Origin of the sequence: Campylobacter sp. IFREMER_LSEM_CL2151 (assembly GCF_025771725.1) — a bacterium.
In the GTDB taxonomy this organism is placed as follows: domain Bacteria; phylum Campylobacterota; class Campylobacteria; order Campylobacterales; family Campylobacteraceae; genus Campylobacter_D; species Campylobacter_D lari_C.
Genome location: NZ_JAKMQT010000001.1, coordinates 124,778 through 143,702, shown reverse-complemented (window position 1 = coordinate 143,702; position 18,925 = coordinate 124,778). Strand labels below are relative to the sequence as shown.

Sequence of the window (18,925 nt, the reverse complement as noted above, 5' to 3'; positions counted from 1 at the left end):
ATTTTTCCTTTATAAATTATCAACTTTTATGATGCCTTCTGTTTCAAATTTGGTATTTTCTGCAATCTCAGCAAAACTTAAAACCGTAATATTAATACCAAAATTAGAACAAATATCAGCGATAAATTTTCTAAGTTGTGGCTCAACACAAAGCAAGAAAGGTTTAATTCTTGTATTTGCCACACTTGTAAGTTCAGCTTTTAAAGCTTCTACTAAAGCGCCGGTTTGAGCTACATTTATCATTAAATGATACGAACCATCTTTAAACTGCACATGCTCCATTAATTTTGCAGCCGCAGCAGCATCAAAAATATAAAAGCTAATTTGTCCTTTTTCATCCACATATAAATTTGTAATTGCTCTTGCTAAAGAAGCCCTTACATGCTCAATAATCATATCCAAACTCTTACTTACTTCAGCTATATCACTAATTGATTCTAAAATTGTAAGCATATCTTTAATAGGAATATGTTCTTTAAGTAAAGCTTTTAAAACTTTTTGGATTAAACCTATACTAGCAACTCTTAAACAATCATCTACCACGATAGGATAATCATTTTTAATTTTATCCAATAAATTTTGAACCTCTTGTTTAGTTAAAAGCTCTGAAGCATTAGCTTTTATAAGCTCACTCATATGGGTTGAAATCACACTTGCTGGATCAATTACAATATAACCATTTAACGTTGCCTCATCTTTTAAAGATGATTCTATCCACAAAGCATCAGAATTAAAAGCAGGTTCTTTAGTAGCTATACCTTCGATAGGTTCAGTTATAAAACCACTATCCATAGCTAGATATTTATCAGGATAAATTTCAGCACTAGCTATACCCACACCTTTGAGTTTAAAAGTATATTCATTAGGCTTTAATTGTAAATTATCTCTAATTCTAATTTTTGGCATTAAAAAGCCTAAACTTTGAGCTATATTGCGTCTTGTTGATCTAATACGCTCTGTTAATTCACTTTCTGCTAACTTAATAAGTCCATAGCCTAATTCTAATTCTAAAATTTCTAATTTTAAAATATCTGTGATTTTATTTTCTTCTTCTCTTAAAATTTCTTCTTCGCTGCGTTTTTGAGGTTTAGCTTGCTCTTGCTCATCAGCTTCTTGGGATTTTTTAGCCGAAATTGCGTTGATTTGAATTTTACCCTCTTGCACTTGCTTTATCATATAACCAAGACCCAAAAATACTAAAGCCATAAAACCCAAAGAAAAATGTGGTAAACCAGGTACTAAAGCAAAAATAAATAAAACAAAACCTACAATTAGTAGTGTTTTATATTCTCCCAAAAGCTGATTAATAGAACCTTCAGCAAAATTATCCTCATCTTTACTAGCACGCGTGATAATGATAGCAGTTGCTGTTGAAGTTATAAGTCCAGGAATTTGAGAAACAAGTCCATCACCTATTGTTAATATAGTATAAGTTGAGGCACATTCTCCAAGCTCCATATCATGCTGAAAATAACCTATCATAAAGCCACCAATTAAATTTACAATAGTAATGATAATCCCAGCAACAGCGTCTCCTTTTATAAATTTAGAAGAACCATCCATTGCTCCATAAAAATTTGCCTCAGCTATGATTTCTTGACGTCTTGCACGTGCAGTTTTTTCATCAATCAAACCTGCATTTAAATCCGCATCAATAGCCATTTGTTTACCTGGCATTGCATCAAGAGTAAATCTTGCTTGAACCTCAGAAACCCTTGTACTACCTTTAGTTACAACCATAAAATTAATCAAAACCAAAATACAAAAAACAACCATACCTATAACATAATTACCGCCAACAACAAATTCACCAAAACTTGCCACTATATCACTAACAGCAGCTGGTCCTTGATGACCCTCACTCAAAATCATACGCGTTGTAGCTATATTAAGTGAAAGTCTAAAAAGCGTGATAATTAAAATCATAGTTGGAAAAGTTGTTAAATCCGTAGGTTTTGGTATATATAAAGAAATTAAAATAATTAAAACCGAAATTGCTATACTTAAAGCAAGAAAAAAGTCTAAAACTATACTTGGTAAAGGTACTATAATAATAGCTAAAATTGCAATAATTACAGCTACTATAGTTAAGCTTTTTGCCTTTAAAATAGGTGCAACAAGTGGAGCAACCCAAGGCAACACTAAGCTAAAAATATCTCTTTTAGCCATTATTTTGAATAATATCCTCTAAAGTAATAGAAACTAAAAAATCATCGATTTTATTTTGAAGTTTCACCAAAATAGGCATAATTTTACAATTATCTTCTTTTTGAGAAGGACAAATTCCATTGCTACACTCAAAAACATTAATAGATTTTTTCTCTACACTATTAATAATTTCTTTTAAAGTATATTCACTTGGCTTTTTAACAAGCATAAATCCACCTTTAGCACCCTTATAAGATTTCAAAAGTGCGTCTTTGGCAAGTGCTTGTAAAATTTTTGCTAAAAAACTTTTTGGTATATCTAAAACACTTGACATAGTATCTACATCTTGTGGTTCTTGGGATTTCGCTATATGAATTAAAGACAATAAAGCATATTCGCTAGCTTTGGTAAATAACACTTTTTTCCTTTTCATTGAAATATTAATAAACAATATCTATTTTTAACTTTAAATAAAAATTTTAATTATATCAAAAATATGTGTTGTTAAATATTAAATTTCTTATTTTTTAAATTTCAGCATTTTTTTTGTTTTTTTAGTTATAATTGCACTTTTTATTTTAAATACCGCTCAGGAGGTCTATTATGGCTTTAGATTCGGCTAAAAAAGCAGAAATAGTTGCAAAATTTGCTAGAAAAGAAGGAGATACAGGTTCTCCAGAAGTTCAAATCGCACTTTTAAGTGCAAGAATTTCAGATTTAACAGAACACTTAAAAATCTACAAAAAAGATTTTTCTTCTCGTTTAGGTCTTTTAAAGCTTGTTGGTCAAAGAAAAAGACTTTTATCTTATCTAAAAAGAAAAGATTATCAAGCTTACACTAAATTAATCAGCGAATTAAACTTAAGAGATAAATAAGCCTCGTGCTTATTTATCTTTATATATTTTTTATTATATTTATTTACTACTACTTTAATTTAAGCTTTCAAAATTTTGATATTTTATTCACAAGAGTTTCACAATGTGATTTTAGCTTCTAAGCACCTAAAAATAGCACTTTAAGTTTTATGAATAAAAATATTTTTCACATTTAAATTTATTGATTTTTAAAGTTTTTTCACTTTTGCTATAAAAAACCCATCTGCATAGTCATCTGGCAAAACTCTTTTGGCAAATGATAAATCAAATTCATCACTTTTTGAGTAAATAAAATTAACATTAGCTAAATCAAAATCAAGCAATTCTAATTTAAAATTTTCATTTCTTAATGCATTTTCTAAAACTGCTTCATTTTCTTCTCTTAAAAATGTACAAGTGCTATACACTAATTCTCCACCATGTTTTAAAGCTAGTAATGCTGAATGCAAAAGCTTTTTTTGTAAATTTGCTATCTGCTTAATTTCTTTTGTATTTTTTTGTATTTCAAAACCCATTTTTGCAAAAGTTGAGCAAGGTGCATCAAGTAAAATTTTATCAAATTTCAAAGGACAAGCTTTACCTATAGTACGTGCGTCTTTTAAGAAGCATTTTACAATTTTAACTTGATAATTTTCCATAGTTTTTTTTAAGGTAAAAAAACGTGTTTTAGATAATTCACAACTTGCTAAATAACCCTCATTTTGCATAAAATTAGCTAAATTTAAGCTTTTTCCACCAGGAGCTGCACACATATCTAGCACACTCTCACCAGCTTTAACACCCAAAGTTTTAGCGCACAAGTATGAAGAATAATTTTGTATATAAAACTTACCCTCATCAAAAGCTTTCAGTGAACTTAATTTGCTTTTGAAAATACTTGGAATTTTATAACAATTCAGATCAATTTTTTCAAATTTTATATTTTCATTATTTAAAATTTCTTCTAGTTTTTCATTATCAATAAGCAAGGAATTTCTAAAAATATTGACATATTTTTCTTGATTAAAACTTCGAAGGATTTGTTCTTTTTGTTCTTTTGTATAAATTTCATCTAAAGCTGTATTTAAATCAAGTAAGGCCATAAAAATCCTTTAAAAATAAATACGCAGCTAATGAATCAAGTTTGCCATCTTTTTTCTTTAAATTTACCATGCCAAGCTCTTGTGCATTTTTAGAACTAAAACTCTCATCAACAAAAAAAATTTCTTTGTCAAAATCAAGTAAAGATATGAAATGTTCTATCCTTTTTCGCATTTCATCTTCACTAGATCCACCTAAAGGAATTCCTACTACTAAAATATTGATATCATACTCTTTGATATATTTTTTTACCTCATTTGCTGCTTGATTGCGATTTTTTCTAATAATAGCTTCAAGTGGCATAGCTATACTTTTATTAATACACAGTGCAACACCAATACGTTTTAAACCTATATCTAATGCTAAAGTTTTCATAAGCAAGCTCTTATTTTTACTCCAGATATTTCTACCAAACCCTCAAGTTCATACTCATAAACTCTATCGCCAAATTTTTTTAAAACTTTTTCTAAATCATCTTCATGCTTTAAAAAACTTAATAAATCATCTTCGCTTTGCTCTTGATAAGGCTCTCCAAACATTTTTACAAATTCATCAAAATCATGAATTAATTTTGCCTTTTTTGTGGCTAAAAGCAAATTTGTTCCTTCGCTTTCATTTTTCCTATGAGGTAATACATATATAGGTTTATTCATACTTAAAGCAAGTCTTGCACTTTGCATAGAACCACTTTTTAAATCAGCTTGAGCTATTATAACAACCTCACTTAAGGCAATAATAAGTCTATTTCTTAATAAAAAATCATAAGGTTTTGCCTTGTAATTACCTTCATTTTCACTTAAAGCCAAAGCATTTTCATAAATATTTAAAATTTCATTTGTGTTTGCTTTTGGATAAATCTCATCAAGCCCATTAGCAAATATAGCTATGGTTTGAGGATAAGCTATTTTAGCTGCTTGGATATCCACTCCCAAAGCCCCGCCACTTACTACACAAACCTTAGCTTTTTTTAGCAAAGTCACCAATTCAACAAGACAATTTTTAGTATAAACACTCATTTTTCTAGAACCTACAACAGCCACTTTTCTAGCATTTAAAAGCTCTAAATTGCCTTTATAATAAATCTTTGAAGGCGGATTTAAAAGATTTTTAAAATCTTCAATATTCTCAATAAATTTCATTTAAATACACAAGCTCAACTGAATTTAACAAATCTTTACTTTGCACCAAAGCCTTAAAAGTCTTTTCTCTTGGATGACCAATAGCAATAGCAAAACCTTTCTTTTTTGCCTCTTCTACTGCTTGTCTGAGTTGGTTTTTAATATATGCTATATCATCTTCATTATCCAAAAAAACATCTCTAGCTATATAAGGTTGTTCAAAATGACTTACTAAAATTTTAGCTTTAGAATTTCCTATAGTTCTTGAATCTACAAAAATAAAATCATTTTGTTTAAAGGCGCTAAATAATTTTTCCATAGCCTGCTTATTTGCAGTAAATAAACTTCCTGTGTGGTTGTTAATAAATTTTACTTTTGGAAATTGCTCTTTTACAAAAGCTACGCGTTTGCTTATTTTTTGCATATCATCGCTAGGGTGTAAAGTGTTTAATTCTGCCTTGTCATATTTTATAGCAGCAAGGGGCAAATGCACCATAAAAAAGTCAAAATCCTTTGCGAACTCAGCTGTATAAGGATGGCGTTTATCAGGTGGAAAAAAAGATGGGATTAATTTTAAATTTGTTTTTTTAAGCATATCTACATGAGTGTGACTTGCCATATCATCTATAATAATTGCTAGACGAGGTTTGCTATTTTTTTGCACTAGGATTTGAGTTTTATTATTCTCGTTTTTATCTGATATATTTTGCTCTTTATTGATTAATTCTTTACTTGTATTTTGATCTATTACTTCTAAAATTAAAGTTTGATTATCCTCTTTAGTTTGATTTAACTCTGTATTTACAGGGTTTAAATTTAAAATTTCACTAATATTTTTATCTAAAAATTCTAATTTTTCATTTTCTAAAGTCAAATTTATATCATTAAAACTAAAATTATTTTCTTGCTCTTTTGTAGGTGGTAATGGTTCTTTTTTAACTATGGTTTGATTATAGTCTAAGGTTTTATTTTCTTCTTTTTTTAAAAACAAAGCTCCAAATGCAAAAAGAAAAATTCCAAACACAATAAGACAAAGTGCTAGAAGCACTTTGTATTTTTTATTTATAGTTTTCAAATTAGTTTTTATCTTTATCAACTAATTTTTTAGCGCTAATCCAAGGCATCATAGCGCGAAGTTCGCGTCCTGTTTTTTCTATCAAAGAATCATTCATTAATTTACGCTCTGCGTGCATTCTTGCAAAATTTGCTCTTCTTTCTAAGATAAAATCTTTAGCAAAACTTCCATTTTGTATATCTTTTAAAACACCTTTCATAGCCTCTTTAGTTTCTTTGGTAATAATCTTAGGTCCTGTGATATAATCTCCATATTCAGCTGTATTAGAAACAGAATATCTCATATCAGCAATACCACCTTGATAAATCAAATCTACAATTAATTTCATTTCATGTAAACACTCAAAATACGCCATTTCAGGCTCATATCCTGCTTCAACTAAGGTTTCAAAACCAGCTTGGATTAAAGCACTAAGTCCTCCACAAAGCACTGCTTGCTCACCAAATAAATCTGTTTCAGTTTCAGCTTTAAAAGTCGTTTCTATAATACCTGTTCTACCACCACCTATAGCACTAGCATAACTTAAAGCTAAATTTTTAGCATTTTTACTCTCATCTTGGTGAATAGCAATTAAACAAGGAGTACCCCCACCTATACTAAATTCATGTCTTACAGTATGACCAGGAGCTTTAGGAGCTATCATAATCACATCTATGCCTTTTGGAGCAACAATCTGTCCATAATGGATATTAAATCCATGTGCAAATGCTAGAGTTTTACCTGCCTTTAATTCAGGTTTAATTTCTTCATTAAAAATTTCACTTTGAATTTCATCAGGAGCTAAAATCATAATCAAATCTGCTTCTTTAGTAGCTTCTTTTACGCTTTTTACTATAAAATTTGCTTTTTGAGCTTTTGCCCAACTTTGTCCGCCCTCTTTTAAGCCTATGATCACTTCTACACCACTATCTCTTAAATTCATAGCATGAGCATGACCTTGAGAGCCAAAACCTATAATAGCTACTTTTTTTGATTTTATTAAATTAATATCACAATCTTTATCATAATAAATTGATACAGCCATTATGCACTCCTAAAATTAAAATTAAAGCAAAGATTATAACTAAAAAATATAAATTTAATCCTTTTATGATAAAATTTAAGTTTTGAAAAATTACTATAAAGAGTCTTATGAAAGAATTATTTAATCAACTAAGTTATGGTCTAAATGCTAATGAAATTACCAATAAAAACAAGCAAATCATTAGAGAATTATTAACTTGTGATATTATTAAATTTTATAAAAACAAATACTATTTAAAAGATGGCTTTACTTTTGGTAAGATTGATATTTCTGTTAATGGAACGGGATTTTTAGAAAGTTTTGATCCTGCTTTTAAGCGTGATTTGCTCATAGAAAATAAAAATTTAAAAGGAGCAAATTATGCTGATATAGTTGTGGCAAAATTACTCCCTCTTAAAAAAAAGCGTCCAAGTGCTAAAGTTATTTTAATACTTAAAAGAGCCCATGAAACATCTTTGGTTATGACTAAAAAATACGGCGAAGCAGTCCTTGGAGTAAATATTCAAACAGGGCTTACATGTGCCTTAAAAGCCTCTCAAAAATCTTTAAAAGCCCTGCCTTTAGGAACTATTTTAAAAATAGAAAATCATGATAATAATATCACCGAAGTGATAGGGCATATTGATGATGATTTTGTGGATGAAAAAATTTCCTTAGCACTTTTTAATAAAAATGCAATTTTTGATAATTTATGTGAAAATGAAGCAAAAGCTTATGGAGATAAAGTTGATGTAAGTATGTATCCATCAAGAAAAGATCTTAGAAATTTAAATTTTTGCACCATTGATCCAATTGATGCAAAAGATTTTGATGATGCAATTTATTATGATAAAAATGAACATGCCATTTATATAGCCATAGCTGATGTAAGTGCTTATGTGCATGCTTATAGCGCCATTGATAAAGAAGCAAGATCAAGAGGCTTTTCGATTTATTTTCCTCATATTGCCATACCTATGTTGCCAAGAGCTTTGAGTGAAAATATTTGCTCACTAAAACCTAATGAAGATAGGTTAGCATTTTGTTTTAAAATAAGTTTAGATCAAAACAATGAAGTGATTAAAGAAGAGCTTTTTGAGGCTATTATCAACTCAAAACGCCGTTTTAATTATGATGAAGTTGATGAGTATTTACAAACGCAAGAAGATTTAGGTGCGATTAATTGGCTTTATGAAGTTTTTAAAATCACTCAAAATTTACGTAAAAAACGTCTAAAAAATGCTTGTGAGTTTAAAACCCAAGAGCTAAGAATGACTTTAGATGAAAATAACAAACTCATAAAAACACGCCTTGAAAATGACACAGCCTCACATAATTTAATCGAAGATTGCATGCTTTTAGCTAATAAAGCTGCAGCAAAACTCATTGATATAGGAGTTTTTAGAAATCACTTAAGTCCTGATTATAAAAAAATAGATCAATTGCTAGCTGATCTTTCAACACTTAGTATAGATATCAATCCTAAAAATAATGTCATAGAATTATTTAAAGACATTCAAGTCTTAGCAAATGAGCTAAATATAAGAGAAGAAGTAGATAAGCTCATCATCAAAGCGCAAAAAAAGGCAGAATATTCTAGTGAAAATGCGGGACATTTTGGCTTGGGTTTTGATAAATATACCCATTTTACAAGCCCTATTAGAAGATATTCTGATCTTATTTTACATAGACTTTTAAAAGCCAAAATCAACAATGATGAAAAAATGTTTAATTATTTGCTTTTAAATATACAAAGCACTTGTGAGGAATTAAGCTTACTAGAAAGAGAGGCAGATAAAGTTGCTTGGCATTTCATGGATAGAAAATTTGCAAGATGGGCAAAAGAAAATATAGGAAAAAGATTTAAGGCTTTGGTAGTAGAAAATCAAAGTTCATTGCAAGTAAAATTAAATGATGAAATTAAAGGAGCTTTGATTACCATCATAGGTTCAAGGGCAAATTTATTAGAAAATGTAGAAGTAGAAATCACTGAAGTAGATATTGTTAGTGCTAAAATTTTTGGCAAAATCACCAAGCATTTTAGCTTAGAAAGAAACCAAAATGTATAAAAATCAACTCCAAAGCTTGCTTAATGGTAATAGTTTTCCTAATTATTTCTTGCTTTATGGTGCGGATAATTTCCAAATAGAACTTTATGCTAAATTTATTAAAGACAAATACTCTTTTGATGAGAGTTTAAGATTTTATTTTGAAGAATATGATTTTAAGCAAGCTTATGATTATTTATCTAGTGCTTCCTTATTTAGCGAGAGAAAACTGCTAGAAATCAAAACTCAAAAGAAAATCTCAAGTAAAGAGCTCAAGCAACTTTTACAGCTTTGTCAAAATTCGCAAGATAATTATTTTTTACTTGAAATTTATGATGAAAGCTCCAAACAAAGTGAAGCGGAGAAGATTTTTGCTAATAATTTTTGTAGATTTTATAAGGTAAATTCAGCTAAGGAGGGCATGGAATTACTAGCTTTAAAAGCTAAAGAGTTAAATATTAACATCACTCAAAATGCCCTTTATACTCTTTTTTATAATTTTAATGAAAATTTATATTTAGCAGCTAATGAGTTAAATAAATTTAATGGTTTAAATATCGATGAAAAAATCATTCAAGAGCATTGTTATAGTTTAAGTACTATTAGTTTTGAAAGTTTTTTTGATAAATTAATGCAAAAACAAGATTTAAGAAACGAACTTGAAAATATTTTAGAGAATTATAATGAAATAGCATTGATTAATGCCTTATATGCAAATTTTTCTAGACTTTTTAAAATTGCATTACATGTTAAAATTTATGGAAATTTAGACTTAAAAGAAATTTTAGGCTATGCCCCGCCTATTTCTGTGGCACAAAATCTTCAAAAACAAGCTCTTATGATCAAAATATCACAATATAAACATATCTTTTTGACACTTTGTAATTGCGAATATGAATTAAAAAAGAATTCTAAAATAGAAAAAAAAGAATTTTTAATCGCAACACTTTTACAACTTAGCTCCATATTGAAAAGTTAAATTAAGAAAACTTATGGTAAAATAAAATTTGCATTTTATGCAAATCCTTGCCTAAAAATTTTAGGCTTTATATCCATAAGGAGAAATTAAATGAGACATTATGAAGTTTTATTCATATTAAAACCGACACTTACAGAAGAAGAAGTAAGTGCTAAGTTGGAATTCGTAAAAGAAGTCCTTACAAAAAATGGCGCAGAAATTGAAAGCGTAGTTCCAATGGGAACAAGAAAACTTGCGTACAAAATTAAAAAATACGAAAGAGGAACTTATTTTGTGATTTATTTCAAAGCTCCTACAAATTTAATAGCAGAGCTTGAAAGGGTATTAAGAATCACTGAAGAAGTAATTAGATTTTTAATCGTAAAATATGAAAATAAAAAAGAAATTGCGGCTTGGGAAAAACTAAGCAAAGGTATCAAACAAAATAAAAAAGAAATCAAAGCTAGTGAAAGTACAGAAGGCTAATTAATGTTTAATAAAGTCGTTTTAGTAGGTAATCTTACAAGGGATATAGAGATGCGCTATGCTCCATCAGGTAGCGCGATAGGCTCTTCTGCTATAGCTGTAACAAGAAGATTTAGCACAAATACAGGAGAAAAAAGAGAAGAAACCTGCTTTATCGACATTAGTTTTTTTGGTAGAACAGCAGAGATTGCTAATCAATACCTTAACAAAGGTAGTAAAGTTTTAATTGAAGGTCGTTTGAGATTTGAGCAGTGGAGCGATCAAAATGGACAAAATAGATCAAAACACAGTATTCAAGTTGAGAATTTAGAAATGTTAGGTTCAACTGTGCAAAATAACCAACAAAACAATTTTGACAATCAAAATTATGGTTATAATCAAAATTTTAACCAACAACAAAGTTTTGATCCTTATGCTCAAGTACAAACTAGAACAAACCCATCTAATACTTATCAAAATCCTCAAAAAGAACCCCCTATGAAGGAAATTGATATTGATAAATATGATGATGATACAGAATTACCATTTTAAAGGAAAAAATCATGGCAGAAAAAAGAAAATATTCACGTAAATATTGCAAATATACTGAAGCTAAAGTTGATTTCATTGACTATAAAGATACAGCATTATTAAAACATGCTTTATCAGAAAGATTTAAAATTATGCCACGCCGTTTAACAGGCACTAGCAAAAAACACCAAGAAATGGTTGAAGTTGCTATTAAACGCGCAAGACATGTAGCACTTATCCCTTACATCGTAGATAGAAAAGAAGTTGTTACTAATCCTTTTGAGGGACTATAATTATTAAATCAAACCCAAGCTTTTTAGCTTGGGAAAATAAAAGGTTGTTTTATGTTTTCAGATATAGAATCTGAAATTTATGTTATCTTACTTGCTTCTGTTGCTATTATAGCAGTTTTAAATCCTTTTGGAAATCTTCCTCAATTTCTCGCAATGACTGAGGGCTTAGATGCTGATACAAGAAAAAAACTTTTTAGAAATATCATTTATACTGCATTTTGTATTGTTTTAGTTTTTTTACTTTCTGGGCCATTTATCATGAAATATTTATTTAAAATAGATATTAATGATTTACGAGTTGCAGGTGGTTTGATTTTAATCATTATGAGCACTAAAAACTTACTTTTTACTCCATCAAGTTCTCAATTTCAACATTATCAAGGATTAAGTCATAAAGAATTATTGAAAAAAAGTATAGTCCCAATGGCATTTCCTATGCTAGTAGGTCCTGGAACACTTTCAACGATAGTGGTTATTTCAGAAGATCAAAATTTAGCTATAGCTATAGCTTCTGTACTACTTACCTTTGCTTTTATTTTTGTTTTATTCCACTTTTCAGCTACCATTGAAAAAGTCATAGGAAAACTTGTGCTTTATGTTTTTTCACGTATTGCTTTAGTTTTTATTATGGCTATGGGAGTAAAAATGATAGCCATTGGAATTCAAACTTACATTCAATCTAATTTAGGATAAACAAAAAAACTTTTTTGTAAAAACACTTCTTCATTTACTGCTTTATTGTCATTTAATAACACGCTAATATTTACCGCTATAATGCTTTTTGCATTAGCATCATTTGCTATCAATTTATATCCTTTACACTCACCCAAAGGATAGGCATAATCAATTCGTATTTTTATATTATTATATTCAAAATTATATTCATTTAAGCATTCTTTACCCTCTAAATAGGCTTGATATAAAAAATATTTAGAAAGCTCTTTTGCATCATGAAGTAAAATCTTCCCTTGGGTATAAAGAGTTAAATCTTTCATAATTCTTGGAGAATATGAAGAAATTTTTATTACAAATGCCATAACAAAAGAGATAAATAAAATAAAAGATATTGTATAAACCATAGCAAACGATTTTTTCATAAAAACATCCACTTTGATAAACATTCATTTTGACTTTTATCGCATATTAGAACTTTTAGCGTCTTATCATCTTGCTTGAAAATAAGCCTTGAAATATTTTGAGCTAGTAAAAAAGATCGTTTGTTATGATTTAAATCATCTATTTGCATATAAATATTTTCATTTTCTAAATATACTCTAACATAAGCATATAAAATAGTATAAAATCCACTAAATTTCTCACTATTAAAATGGATTTTCTCTCTATCACTAACTAGTGCTTTATAAATTTTTGAATTTTGTATATCATAAAAATACATATAATCATTAGCATATATTTTTAACTTTTTTTCACTATGCATATCTTTATAATTACTTAAAATTCCTTTAGAACTTTCATTTTCTATAAAATGTAAATTGCTTTTTGGACTAAAAAAACTTTCATTGTTTTCTAAAATAATGCCACTAAAGTTTAATTTTTTTAATGATAAATCATAAAAAATATCATCATTTGCACTCATATAGCACTCAAAAGAACTACTTGTCAATGTCGCATTTAAACAAGAGTGATAAATTTTTTCCATACTAAGCAAAGTTTGGTTTAAATTTAAAAATACTGTGTTGGAATTTTTAATTTTATAACTATGATTATAAAGATGTATAGCCGGATTGCTTAAGATAGCAATCAATACACCCAAGATAACAATGCTTAGCGCAAGCTCTAATAAACTAAAAGCTTTTTTCATCTATAAAAGCTTCTTTATAGGATAAATCTTTTACTTTTAAAGATTTGAGTTTAAACTCATCACTAGTGTATTCTAAAAAGTTATAAGTATTTATATTTACTTCTTTTGCTTTATATGAAGGATTTTGCATAAATAACTCTTTTTCTTCATTAAAAAGGATTTGATTTTGCCATATAACATTTAAAGATTTATTTGCAAATATAAGATAATAAGATCCAAAAACAAAAGATAAAATTACAATACAAAAAGCAAGCTCTAGGAGACTAAAAGCTTGCTTCATTTGTTTAAACTTGCATTAAAAGCTTCAAAAAAAGTACCGCGCAAAGCTCTTTTTTCTAAAGCCTCAACTCCTCTTATAGTTACCCCTGCTGGAGAACAAATTTTTTCTTTGATAATAGCAGGATGTGTATGGTTAAACAAAGCACTAAAGCTTTCAAAACAAGCGCGAGTAAGCTCATAGCTAAGCTCATTTTTTAAACCATTTTTAACACCTGCATTTGCTAAACTTTCTGCTACCAAAGCCAAAAACGCAGGAGCACACCCACTTAAAACCATAGCCACATCAAATTCTTTTTCATTTTGCAAACTTATGGCTTTACCAAAAGTATTTAACAAAGATAAAATTTCATCTTTATATGAATCATTTTCCATCAAATACGCAGTCGCTGAGGCTTTAAATTCAGCTGCTGTATTTGGCATGATTTTTATATAATTTTGCGCATTAACACAATGAAGTTGCTCAAAAGTAGTATTTGCTAAAACTGAAATAAGCCATCTTGCCTTGCCTTTTAATTTAACAGCTACTTCTTCTAAAGCATAAGGTTTAAATGCTAAAATAACATTTTTATCTTCTAAATCAAATTCTTCATAAGATAAAACTTCTAAATTTAAACTACTAGCTTTTTTTAAATCTCTAGCAACAATAACTACTTTATAAGTATCTTTTAAACCTTTAGCTATAGCACTTGCCATAGCACCATTTCCTAAAATATAAATTTCAGACATTATTTTGTTTGTTTAATAAAAGCTGAAATCTTTTCAGATTGAAAATAATTAGGATATTTACTTGTATCTAAAATCACTTGCACTAAAGAATTATTATCATAATTCATCACAACAGGTGCTAAAAAATTCACAGTAGATTCTTCTAATGGCTCATTAATAGCCACTATAACAAATACACCAAAATTAGTTTGTTCATTTAAAGCTAATAATTCTTGATAATAATCAGGTACTTCAAAATCATAATCAGGACGGATCATATAAGGATCAATCATTACAAAAGAAAAATCTTTACCATCAAGGCTTTTAAGTCTATAAAAAACTTCATCTATTTTGTAAAAGTTCATATTTTTGGTATCTTCAAACCCCAAAATAGGACATTTAACTTCTAAGTTCATTTTGCCTCCTAAAATCTATTGACTAAGAAATTACAACTCATAAAGCAATTTTAGTTCCAACTTTTTCAATTGTGCTAATTAAAACTTTTTGATTATAATTTTAATTTAAAAATTAACATTTTCATAAACATAAAAACACTATAATTATAAACTATATAAATTTATAAGGTAACATCATGAAAAAACTTTTTATTTTTTCGCTTATTATCGCAGGTTTATTTTTAGGAGCATGTAGCTCAAAAAAAGCTGAAGATTTATATAATCTAAGCTCTATGGAATGGTATCAACAAATTATAAAAGATTTACAAGAAAAAAATCTTGAAGCAGCTGATAAACATTATACTTCAATGGCAGCTGAACATATAGCTGATCCATTATTAGAACAGACTTTGCTTATATTGGCTCAAGCTCACATTAGTGAAGAAGAGTATGAAATGGCAAATTTTTATCTTGATGAATACTTAAATAAATTTGGTGATTCACAAAATGTAGCTTATATAAGATATTTAAAAATCAAAGCCAAATTTGACTCTTTTGCTGTTCCAAATCGTAATCAAGCACTAATGTTAAAAACAATAGAAGAAATCAAAGAATACAATCAAAGCTATCCTAATGTGCAATATAATGATTTAATTGACACCATGCTTACTAAATTTAATCTTGCAGTTTTTTATCTTGATACCAGCATAGCAGAGTTATATCATAAAAAAAATAGAGAGCAAAGCTATGAGATTTATAAGCAAAAAATAGAAAATTCCGATTTTAATAAAATCGATATGATTAAACCAGAACTTCCATGGTATAGAAAAATATTTGAAGAAGGTATAATGTAATGAAATTAGAAAATACTCAAAACTATCCAACAAAACTTCCTGTTCTTGTGGAAGATGAGCTTTTTTTATACCCTTTTATGATAACACCAATTTTTTTAAATGATATGCAAAATATCAAAGCCTTAGATACTGCTTTACAAAATGAAAGCATGATTTTTGTAGCACCATCTAAGATTGAAGGTGGACGTGGTTTTGATGAAATTTATGATTGTGGGGTTATTGGAACCATTATGAGAAAAGTTCCATTGCCTGATGGTAGAATTAAAATTTTATTTCAAGGTTATGCCAAAGCTAAGATAGTTGAAAAAATTTCAGATGACCCCTTACTTGCTCTAGTTGATTTAATCCACCAAGAACCATTATGCAGCACAAAAAAAGAAGCAATCATCGAAGTAGTAAGAGAAAAAGCTAAAGCTTTATCTACTGTGAGTCATTATTTTCCACCCGATCTTTTAAGAACCATAGAAGAAGATGTCGAGCCTGGTAGAATTTGTGATTTAATACTAAATTCCATTAAAATCAAAAAACAACAAGCGTATGAATTTTTCATCGAAACTAATTTAGAAACCAAGCTTTTAAATTTAATTGATTATTTAGCTAAAGAAATTGAAGCAAATAAAATTCAAAAAGAAATCAAAAACAAAGTTCATTCTAAAATAGATAAAGTCAATAAAGAATATTTCCTAAAAGAACAGCTCAAGCAAATTCAAAGAGAGCTTGGAAGTGATATACAAAAAGAAAGCGAAGTAGAAGAATATAATAAAAAATTAGAAAAGAAAAAAGCTTTTATGTATGAAGAAGCTTATAAAGAAATCAAAAAACAAATTCAAAAATATGAAAGAATTCATCAAGATAACTCAGAAGCCTCTATGGTGCAAACTTACATAGAAACGGTTTTAGACATACCTTTTGAACACTCTTCAAAGAAAAAGCTTAATCTAAAAGATGTGTCTTTACAGCTTAACAGCGATCATTATGCATTAGAAAAACCAAAAGAACGTATTGAAGAATATTTTGCAGTAAAAGAGCTTTTAGAAAAACGCAAAATTAAAGATAGAGATGGTGCAAAAGTTATCTTGTGTTTAGTTGGACCTCCAGGTGTTGGTAAGACTTCTTTGGCAAATTCAGTCGCAAAAGCATTAAAAAGAGAATTAGTACGCATAGCTTTAGGCGGTTTAGAAGATGTGAATGAATTAAGAGGGCATAGAAGAACCTATATAGGAGCTATGCCAGGACGCATTATACAAGGACTTATAGAAGCTAAACAAAGTAATCCTGTAGTAGTGCTTGATGAGATTGATAAACTAAGTCGCAATCATAGAGGAGATCCAAGTGCAGTTTTACTTGAAATCTTAGATCCTGAGCAAAATACTAAATTTAGAGATTATTACCTAAATTTCAACATTGATTTAAGTAAAATTATTTTCATAGCTACTGCAAATGATGCTAGTTTAATCCCACCTGCTTTAAAAGATAGAATGGAATTTATAGAGCTTAGCTCTTACACTCCTCAAGAAAAATTCCAAATAGCTAAAAACTATCTCATACCTGATGAAATAAAAAAACATGGACTAAAAGAAAAAGAAATTAGTTTTGATGATGAAGCTATAGAATTAATAGTCAGTGAATATACCAGAGAATCAGGTGTAAGAAATTTAAGAAGAAAAGTTGCAGAAGTTTGTAGAAAATGTGTTAAAAAACTTCTTTTAGAAGAAAATACTAAACACATTCAAATCAATACTGAAAATTTAAAAGATTTTTTAAACAAAAAAGTCTTTGAAATAGAAAAACATGAAAAAGAAAATAAAATCGGTCAAGTAAATGGACTTGCATGGACTGCAGTGGGTGGTGATGTTTTAAAAATAGAAGCTATTAAAATCAAAGGCAAAGGCGAGTTAACTCTTACAGGAAGTTTGGGTGATGTGATGAAAGAATCAGCAAAAATTGCTCAAAGTCTTATTAAAAATTTAATTGATGAAGAACAAATCAAAACACCAAAAAATCTTTTTTATAAAAAAGATGAAAGCATTTACAATCAATACAATCTTCATATTCATGTTCCAGATGGTGCAACACCAAAAGATGGGCCAAGTGCAGGTATAACAATCACTACAGCCATTGCCTCTATTTTTAGTGACAAAAAAGTAAGATCTGATGTTGCAATGACAGGAGAGATTGACCTAATGGGTAATGTTTTACCAATAGGTGGTTTAAAAGAAAAATTAATTGCTGCTTATAAAGCTGATATTAAAACGGCTATTATTCCACATAAAAACTACGAAAGAGATTTAAAAGATATCCCAGAGGAAGTAATAAAAAATATGAAAATAATTGGGGTAAAAACTTTAAATGAAGTATTAAAAATAGCTCTTGTTTAAAAAAACTAGAAGCTCATTAAGCTTCTAGTTTATCCATAATAGCTTTACTTTCTTTTTCTAACTCTTGTATATCACAAACTATTGCATCATATGTATCTTTATCAATATTTTCATTTTTAGAAAGTTCAACCGCGGTATTAGCTTTATTTTGTATCAACTCACGTTTAATATCTAATTCCTTAGGCGAAACAAGCGAGCAAAATACACTTTGAGCATCTTCATCTTTACATAAAGTAGAAATAGGATCTAAGTTTTGAAGTTTTTCTTGTGATCCATTAAGTGTTAAATACACATCAGATTTATATAAAATATGATCTATCTTCATAGCAGAAAGAGTTAAATTAGAAGCAAAACCCACAAATTCTCTTCCTAAATGCAAGCTTTTATCTTCAAGCTCTTTAAATGCTTTGCTAAAATCTAAAATTTTAGTATCCGAAGAATTAGCAATATCATAAACTTTTTCACTATTTTCTTGTATAGAGCCAATCTCTTGATTCATTACTTGAATTGCCAAGGTAATCTCGCCGGTTGCTTTTTGTGTTTTTTCAGCAAGTTGTCTTACCTCATCTGCAACTACCGCAAAACCTCTTCCATGCTCTCCTGCACGTGCAGCTTCAATAGCTGCATTTAAGGCAAGCAAATTTGTTTGATCTGCTATATCTCTAATTACACCTACAATAGAATTAATATTTTGAGAATTTGAAACAAAAGTATTAATCACGCCTTTACTTTCTTCAGCAACCTCCATCATCATATCCACTGAAGATTTTAGTTCATCAACTTCTTTTCCATTTTTTTGTGCGGTATCTGAGATAACCTTAATATCTCCAAAAACTTCCCTCATTAGTTTTATATTATTATTCAAAGCATTAGAAACATTAATCAAATTTTGATTTT

At 28.8% G+C, this 18,925-nt stretch carries 22 protein-coding genes; 9 read left to right on the top strand and 13 right to left on the bottom strand.

The window, feature by feature from the left end; translation table 11 throughout:
* Positions 1 to 9: 9 nt before the first annotated feature.
* Both flhA and L8V82_RS00745 read right to left on the bottom strand, forming a co-directional pair.
* Positions 10 to 2,169, bottom strand: coding sequence for a flagellar biosynthesis protein FlhA (flhA, locus tag L8V82_RS00750; protein WP_263723651.1), 2,160 nt, complete (start codon positions 2,167 to 2,169; stop codon positions 10 to 12).
* Entirely contained in the window at positions 2,162 to 2,566 is a 405-nt protein-coding gene (locus L8V82_RS00745) for an Rrf2 family transcriptional regulator (protein ID WP_263695407.1), read from the bottom strand. The genes flhA and L8V82_RS00745 overlap by 8 nt, the downstream gene beginning before the upstream one ends.
* A 185-nt stretch (positions 2,567 to 2,751) precedes the next feature.
* Between L8V82_RS00745 and rpsO the strand changes: the two genes are divergently transcribed.
* Entirely contained in the window at positions 2,752 to 3,024 is a 273-nt protein-coding gene (gene rpsO / locus L8V82_RS00740; RefSeq protein WP_039618506.1) for a 30S ribosomal protein S15, read from the top strand.
* Between the two features lie 188 nt (positions 3,025 to 3,212).
* Here rpsO and L8V82_RS00735 read toward each other — a convergent pair whose 3' ends face one another.
* The 5 genes from L8V82_RS00735 to ilvC are packed head-to-tail and all read right to left on the bottom strand — an operon-like array spanning position 3,213 to position 7,321.
* Positions 3,213 to 4,106, bottom strand: coding sequence for an RsmB/NOP family class I SAM-dependent RNA methyltransferase (locus L8V82_RS00735; protein WP_263723650.1), 894 nt, complete (start codon positions 4,104 to 4,106; stop codon positions 3,213 to 3,215).
* Positions 4,093 to 4,479: a Holliday junction resolvase RuvX gene (gene ruvX / locus L8V82_RS00730; RefSeq protein WP_263723649.1), complete on the bottom strand. Its 387-nt coding sequence runs from the start codon at positions 4,477 to 4,479 to the stop codon at positions 4,093 to 4,095. Before ruvX ends, L8V82_RS00735 begins: the two co-directional genes overlap by 14 nt.
* A complete protein-coding gene (locus L8V82_RS00725; RefSeq protein ID WP_263723648.1) occupies positions 4,476 to 5,243 on the bottom strand; it encodes a DNA-processing protein DprA in 768 nt (255 codons plus the stop codon). The genes ruvX and L8V82_RS00725 overlap by 4 nt, the downstream gene beginning before the upstream one ends.
* Entirely contained in the window at positions 5,230 to 6,297 is a 1,068-nt protein-coding gene (locus L8V82_RS00720) for a divergent polysaccharide deacetylase family protein (RefSeq protein ID WP_263723647.1), read from the bottom strand. Before L8V82_RS00720 ends, L8V82_RS00725 begins: the two co-directional genes overlap by 14 nt.
* A gap of 1 nt (position 6,298) precedes the next feature.
* The gene (ilvC, locus tag L8V82_RS00715; protein WP_012661655.1) at positions 6,299 to 7,321 is read right to left on the bottom strand and encodes a ketol-acid reductoisomerase; all 1,023 of its coding nucleotides are present in this window, start codon (positions 7,319 to 7,321) and stop codon (positions 6,299 to 6,301) included.
* 107 nt (positions 7,322 to 7,428) lie between these two features.
* On the opposite strand from ilvC, the gene L8V82_RS00710 reads away from it, so the two are divergent.
* The 6 genes from L8V82_RS00710 to L8V82_RS00685 all read left to right on the top strand — a co-directional run bounded on the left by L8V82_RS00710 (position 7,429) and on the right by L8V82_RS00685 (position 12,288).
* Positions 7,429 to 9,369: an RNB domain-containing ribonuclease gene (locus L8V82_RS00710; RefSeq protein ID WP_047208373.1), complete on the top strand. Its 1,941-nt coding sequence runs from the start codon at positions 7,429 to 7,431 to the stop codon at positions 9,367 to 9,369.
* Entirely contained in the window at positions 9,362 to 10,327 is a 966-nt protein-coding gene (gene holA / locus L8V82_RS00705; RefSeq protein WP_263723646.1) for a DNA polymerase III subunit delta, read from the top strand. The genes L8V82_RS00710 and holA overlap by 8 nt, the downstream gene beginning before the upstream one ends.
* Positions 10,328 to 10,417: 90 nt before the next feature.
* On the top strand, positions 10,418 to 10,792 hold the full coding sequence (gene rpsF, locus L8V82_RS00700) for a 30S ribosomal protein S6 (protein WP_012661658.1): 375 nt from the start codon (positions 10,418 to 10,420) through the stop codon (positions 10,790 to 10,792).
* A 3-nt stretch (positions 10,793 to 10,795) separates the two neighbouring features.
* Entirely contained in the window at positions 10,796 to 11,323 is a 528-nt protein-coding gene (locus L8V82_RS00695) for a single-stranded DNA-binding protein (protein ID WP_047208374.1), read from the top strand.
* An 11-nt stretch (positions 11,324 to 11,334) separates the two neighbouring features.
* Positions 11,335 to 11,595, top strand: a complete 261-nt coding sequence (gene rpsR, locus L8V82_RS00690) for a 30S ribosomal protein S18 (protein WP_039618521.1) — start codon at positions 11,335 to 11,337, stop codon at positions 11,593 to 11,595.
* Between the two features lie 51 nt (positions 11,596 to 11,646).
* Positions 11,647 to 12,288, top strand: a complete 642-nt coding sequence (locus L8V82_RS00685; protein ID WP_047208375.1) for a MarC family protein — start codon at positions 11,647 to 11,649, stop codon at positions 12,286 to 12,288.
* On the opposite strand, the gene L8V82_RS00680 is transcribed toward L8V82_RS00685, so the two are convergent.
* From L8V82_RS00680 to fliW, 5 genes are read right to left on the bottom strand one after another with little or no spacing between them, the layout of a single operon-like run.
* Entirely contained in the window at positions 12,270 to 12,692 is a 423-nt protein-coding gene (locus L8V82_RS00680) for a hypothetical protein (protein ID WP_257927458.1), read from the bottom strand. The two genes, L8V82_RS00685 and L8V82_RS00680, sit on opposite strands and share 19 nt — an antisense overlap.
* The gene (locus L8V82_RS00675; RefSeq protein ID WP_263692460.1) at positions 12,689 to 13,417 is read right to left on the bottom strand and encodes a type II secretion system protein; all 729 of its coding nucleotides are present in this window, start codon (positions 13,415 to 13,417) and stop codon (positions 12,689 to 12,691) included. Before L8V82_RS00675 ends, L8V82_RS00680 begins: the two co-directional genes overlap by 4 nt.
* The gene (locus L8V82_RS00670; protein WP_039628432.1) at positions 13,401 to 13,697 is read right to left on the bottom strand and encodes a hypothetical protein; all 297 of its coding nucleotides are present in this window, start codon (positions 13,695 to 13,697) and stop codon (positions 13,401 to 13,403) included. The genes L8V82_RS00675 and L8V82_RS00670 overlap by 17 nt, the downstream gene beginning before the upstream one ends.
* The gene (locus L8V82_RS00665; RefSeq protein WP_039628434.1) at positions 13,694 to 14,422 is read right to left on the bottom strand and encodes a pyrroline-5-carboxylate reductase; all 729 of its coding nucleotides are present in this window, start codon (positions 14,420 to 14,422) and stop codon (positions 13,694 to 13,696) included. The genes L8V82_RS00670 and L8V82_RS00665 overlap by 4 nt, the downstream gene beginning before the upstream one ends.
* Positions 14,422 to 14,817 carry a flagellar assembly protein FliW gene (gene fliW, locus L8V82_RS00660; protein WP_012661666.1) on the bottom strand — a complete coding sequence of 132 codons (396 nt, stop codon included), beginning with the start codon at positions 14,815 to 14,817 and terminating at the stop codon, positions 14,422 to 14,424. The genes L8V82_RS00665 and fliW overlap by 1 nt, the downstream gene beginning before the upstream one ends.
* A 176-nt stretch (positions 14,818 to 14,993) precedes the next feature.
* On the opposite strand from fliW, the gene bamD reads away from it, so the two are divergent.
* Positions 14,994 to 15,650 (top strand): outer membrane protein assembly factor BamD, encoded by a 657-nt coding sequence (gene bamD / locus L8V82_RS00655; protein ID WP_263663167.1) that lies wholly within the window; start codon positions 14,994 to 14,996, stop codon positions 15,648 to 15,650.
* Positions 15,650 to 18,028, top strand: a complete 2,379-nt coding sequence (gene lon, locus L8V82_RS00650) for an endopeptidase La (RefSeq protein ID WP_263723645.1) — start codon at positions 15,650 to 15,652, stop codon at positions 18,026 to 18,028. Before bamD ends, lon begins: the two co-directional genes overlap by 1 nt.
* Before the next feature lie 16 nt (positions 18,029 to 18,044).
* On the opposite strand, the gene L8V82_RS07755 is transcribed toward lon, so the two are convergent.
* Positions 18,045 to 18,779 carry a methyl-accepting chemotaxis protein gene (locus tag L8V82_RS07755; protein WP_412175305.1) on the bottom strand — a complete coding sequence of 245 codons (735 nt, stop codon included), beginning with the start codon at positions 18,777 to 18,779 and terminating at the stop codon, positions 18,045 to 18,047.
* Positions 18,780 to 18,925: the final 146 nt, after the last annotated feature.

Coding starts and splice junctions, on each gene's coding strand:
- ruvX (WP_263723649.1), bottom strand. CDS start 4,479: ATGAAAACTTTAGCATTAGATATAGGTTTAAAACGTATTGGTGTTGCA.
- rpsO (WP_039618506.1), top strand. CDS start 2,752: ATGGCTTTAGATTCGGCTAAAAAAGCAGAAATAGTTGCAAAATTTGCT.
- fliW (WP_012661666.1), bottom strand. CDS start 14,817: ATGAACTTAGAAGTTAAATGTCCTATTTTGGGGTTTGAAGATACCAAA.
- rpsF (WP_012661658.1), top strand. CDS start 10,418: ATGAGACATTATGAAGTTTTATTCATATTAAAACCGACACTTACAGAA.
- bamD (WP_263663167.1), top strand. CDS start 14,994: ATGAAAAAACTTTTTATTTTTTCGCTTATTATCGCAGGTTTATTTTTA.
- L8V82_RS00710 (WP_047208373.1), top strand. CDS start 7,429: ATGAAAGAATTATTTAATCAACTAAGTTATGGTCTAAATGCTAATGAA.
- L8V82_RS00725 (WP_263723648.1), bottom strand. CDS start 5,243: ATGAAATTTATTGAGAATATTGAAGATTTTAAAAATCTTTTAAATCCG.
- L8V82_RS00665 (WP_039628434.1), bottom strand. CDS start 14,422: ATGTCTGAAATTTATATTTTAGGAAATGGTGCTATGGCAAGTGCTATA.
- L8V82_RS07755 (WP_412175305.1), bottom strand. CDS start 18,779: ATGATGGAGGTTGCTGAAGAAAGTAAAGGCGTGATTAATACTTTTGTT.
- holA (WP_263723646.1), top strand. CDS start 9,362: ATGTATAAAAATCAACTCCAAAGCTTGCTTAATGGTAATAGTTTTCCT.
- flhA (WP_263723651.1), bottom strand. CDS start 2,169: ATGGCTAAAAGAGATATTTTTAGCTTAGTGTTGCCTTGGGTTGCTCCA.
- L8V82_RS00675 (WP_263692460.1), bottom strand. CDS start 13,417: ATGAAAAAAGCTTTTAGTTTATTAGAGCTTGCGCTAAGCATTGTTATC.
- ilvC (WP_012661655.1), bottom strand. CDS start 7,321: ATGGCTGTATCAATTTATTATGATAAAGATTGTGATATTAATTTAATA.
- L8V82_RS00685 (WP_047208375.1), top strand. CDS start 11,647: ATGTTTTCAGATATAGAATCTGAAATTTATGTTATCTTACTTGCTTCT.
- L8V82_RS00670 (WP_039628432.1), bottom strand. CDS start 13,697: ATGAAGCAAGCTTTTAGTCTCCTAGAGCTTGCTTTTTGTATTGTAATT.
- L8V82_RS00735 (WP_263723650.1), bottom strand. CDS start 4,106: ATGGCCTTACTTGATTTAAATACAGCTTTAGATGAAATTTATACAAAA.
- lon (WP_263723645.1), top strand. CDS start 15,650: ATGAAATTAGAAAATACTCAAAACTATCCAACAAAACTTCCTGTTCTT.
- rpsR (WP_039618521.1), top strand. CDS start 11,335: ATGGCAGAAAAAAGAAAATATTCACGTAAATATTGCAAATATACTGAA.
- L8V82_RS00680 (WP_257927458.1), bottom strand. CDS start 12,692: ATGAAAAAATCGTTTGCTATGGTTTATACAATATCTTTTATTTTATTT.
- L8V82_RS00695 (WP_047208374.1), top strand. CDS start 10,796: ATGTTTAATAAAGTCGTTTTAGTAGGTAATCTTACAAGGGATATAGAG.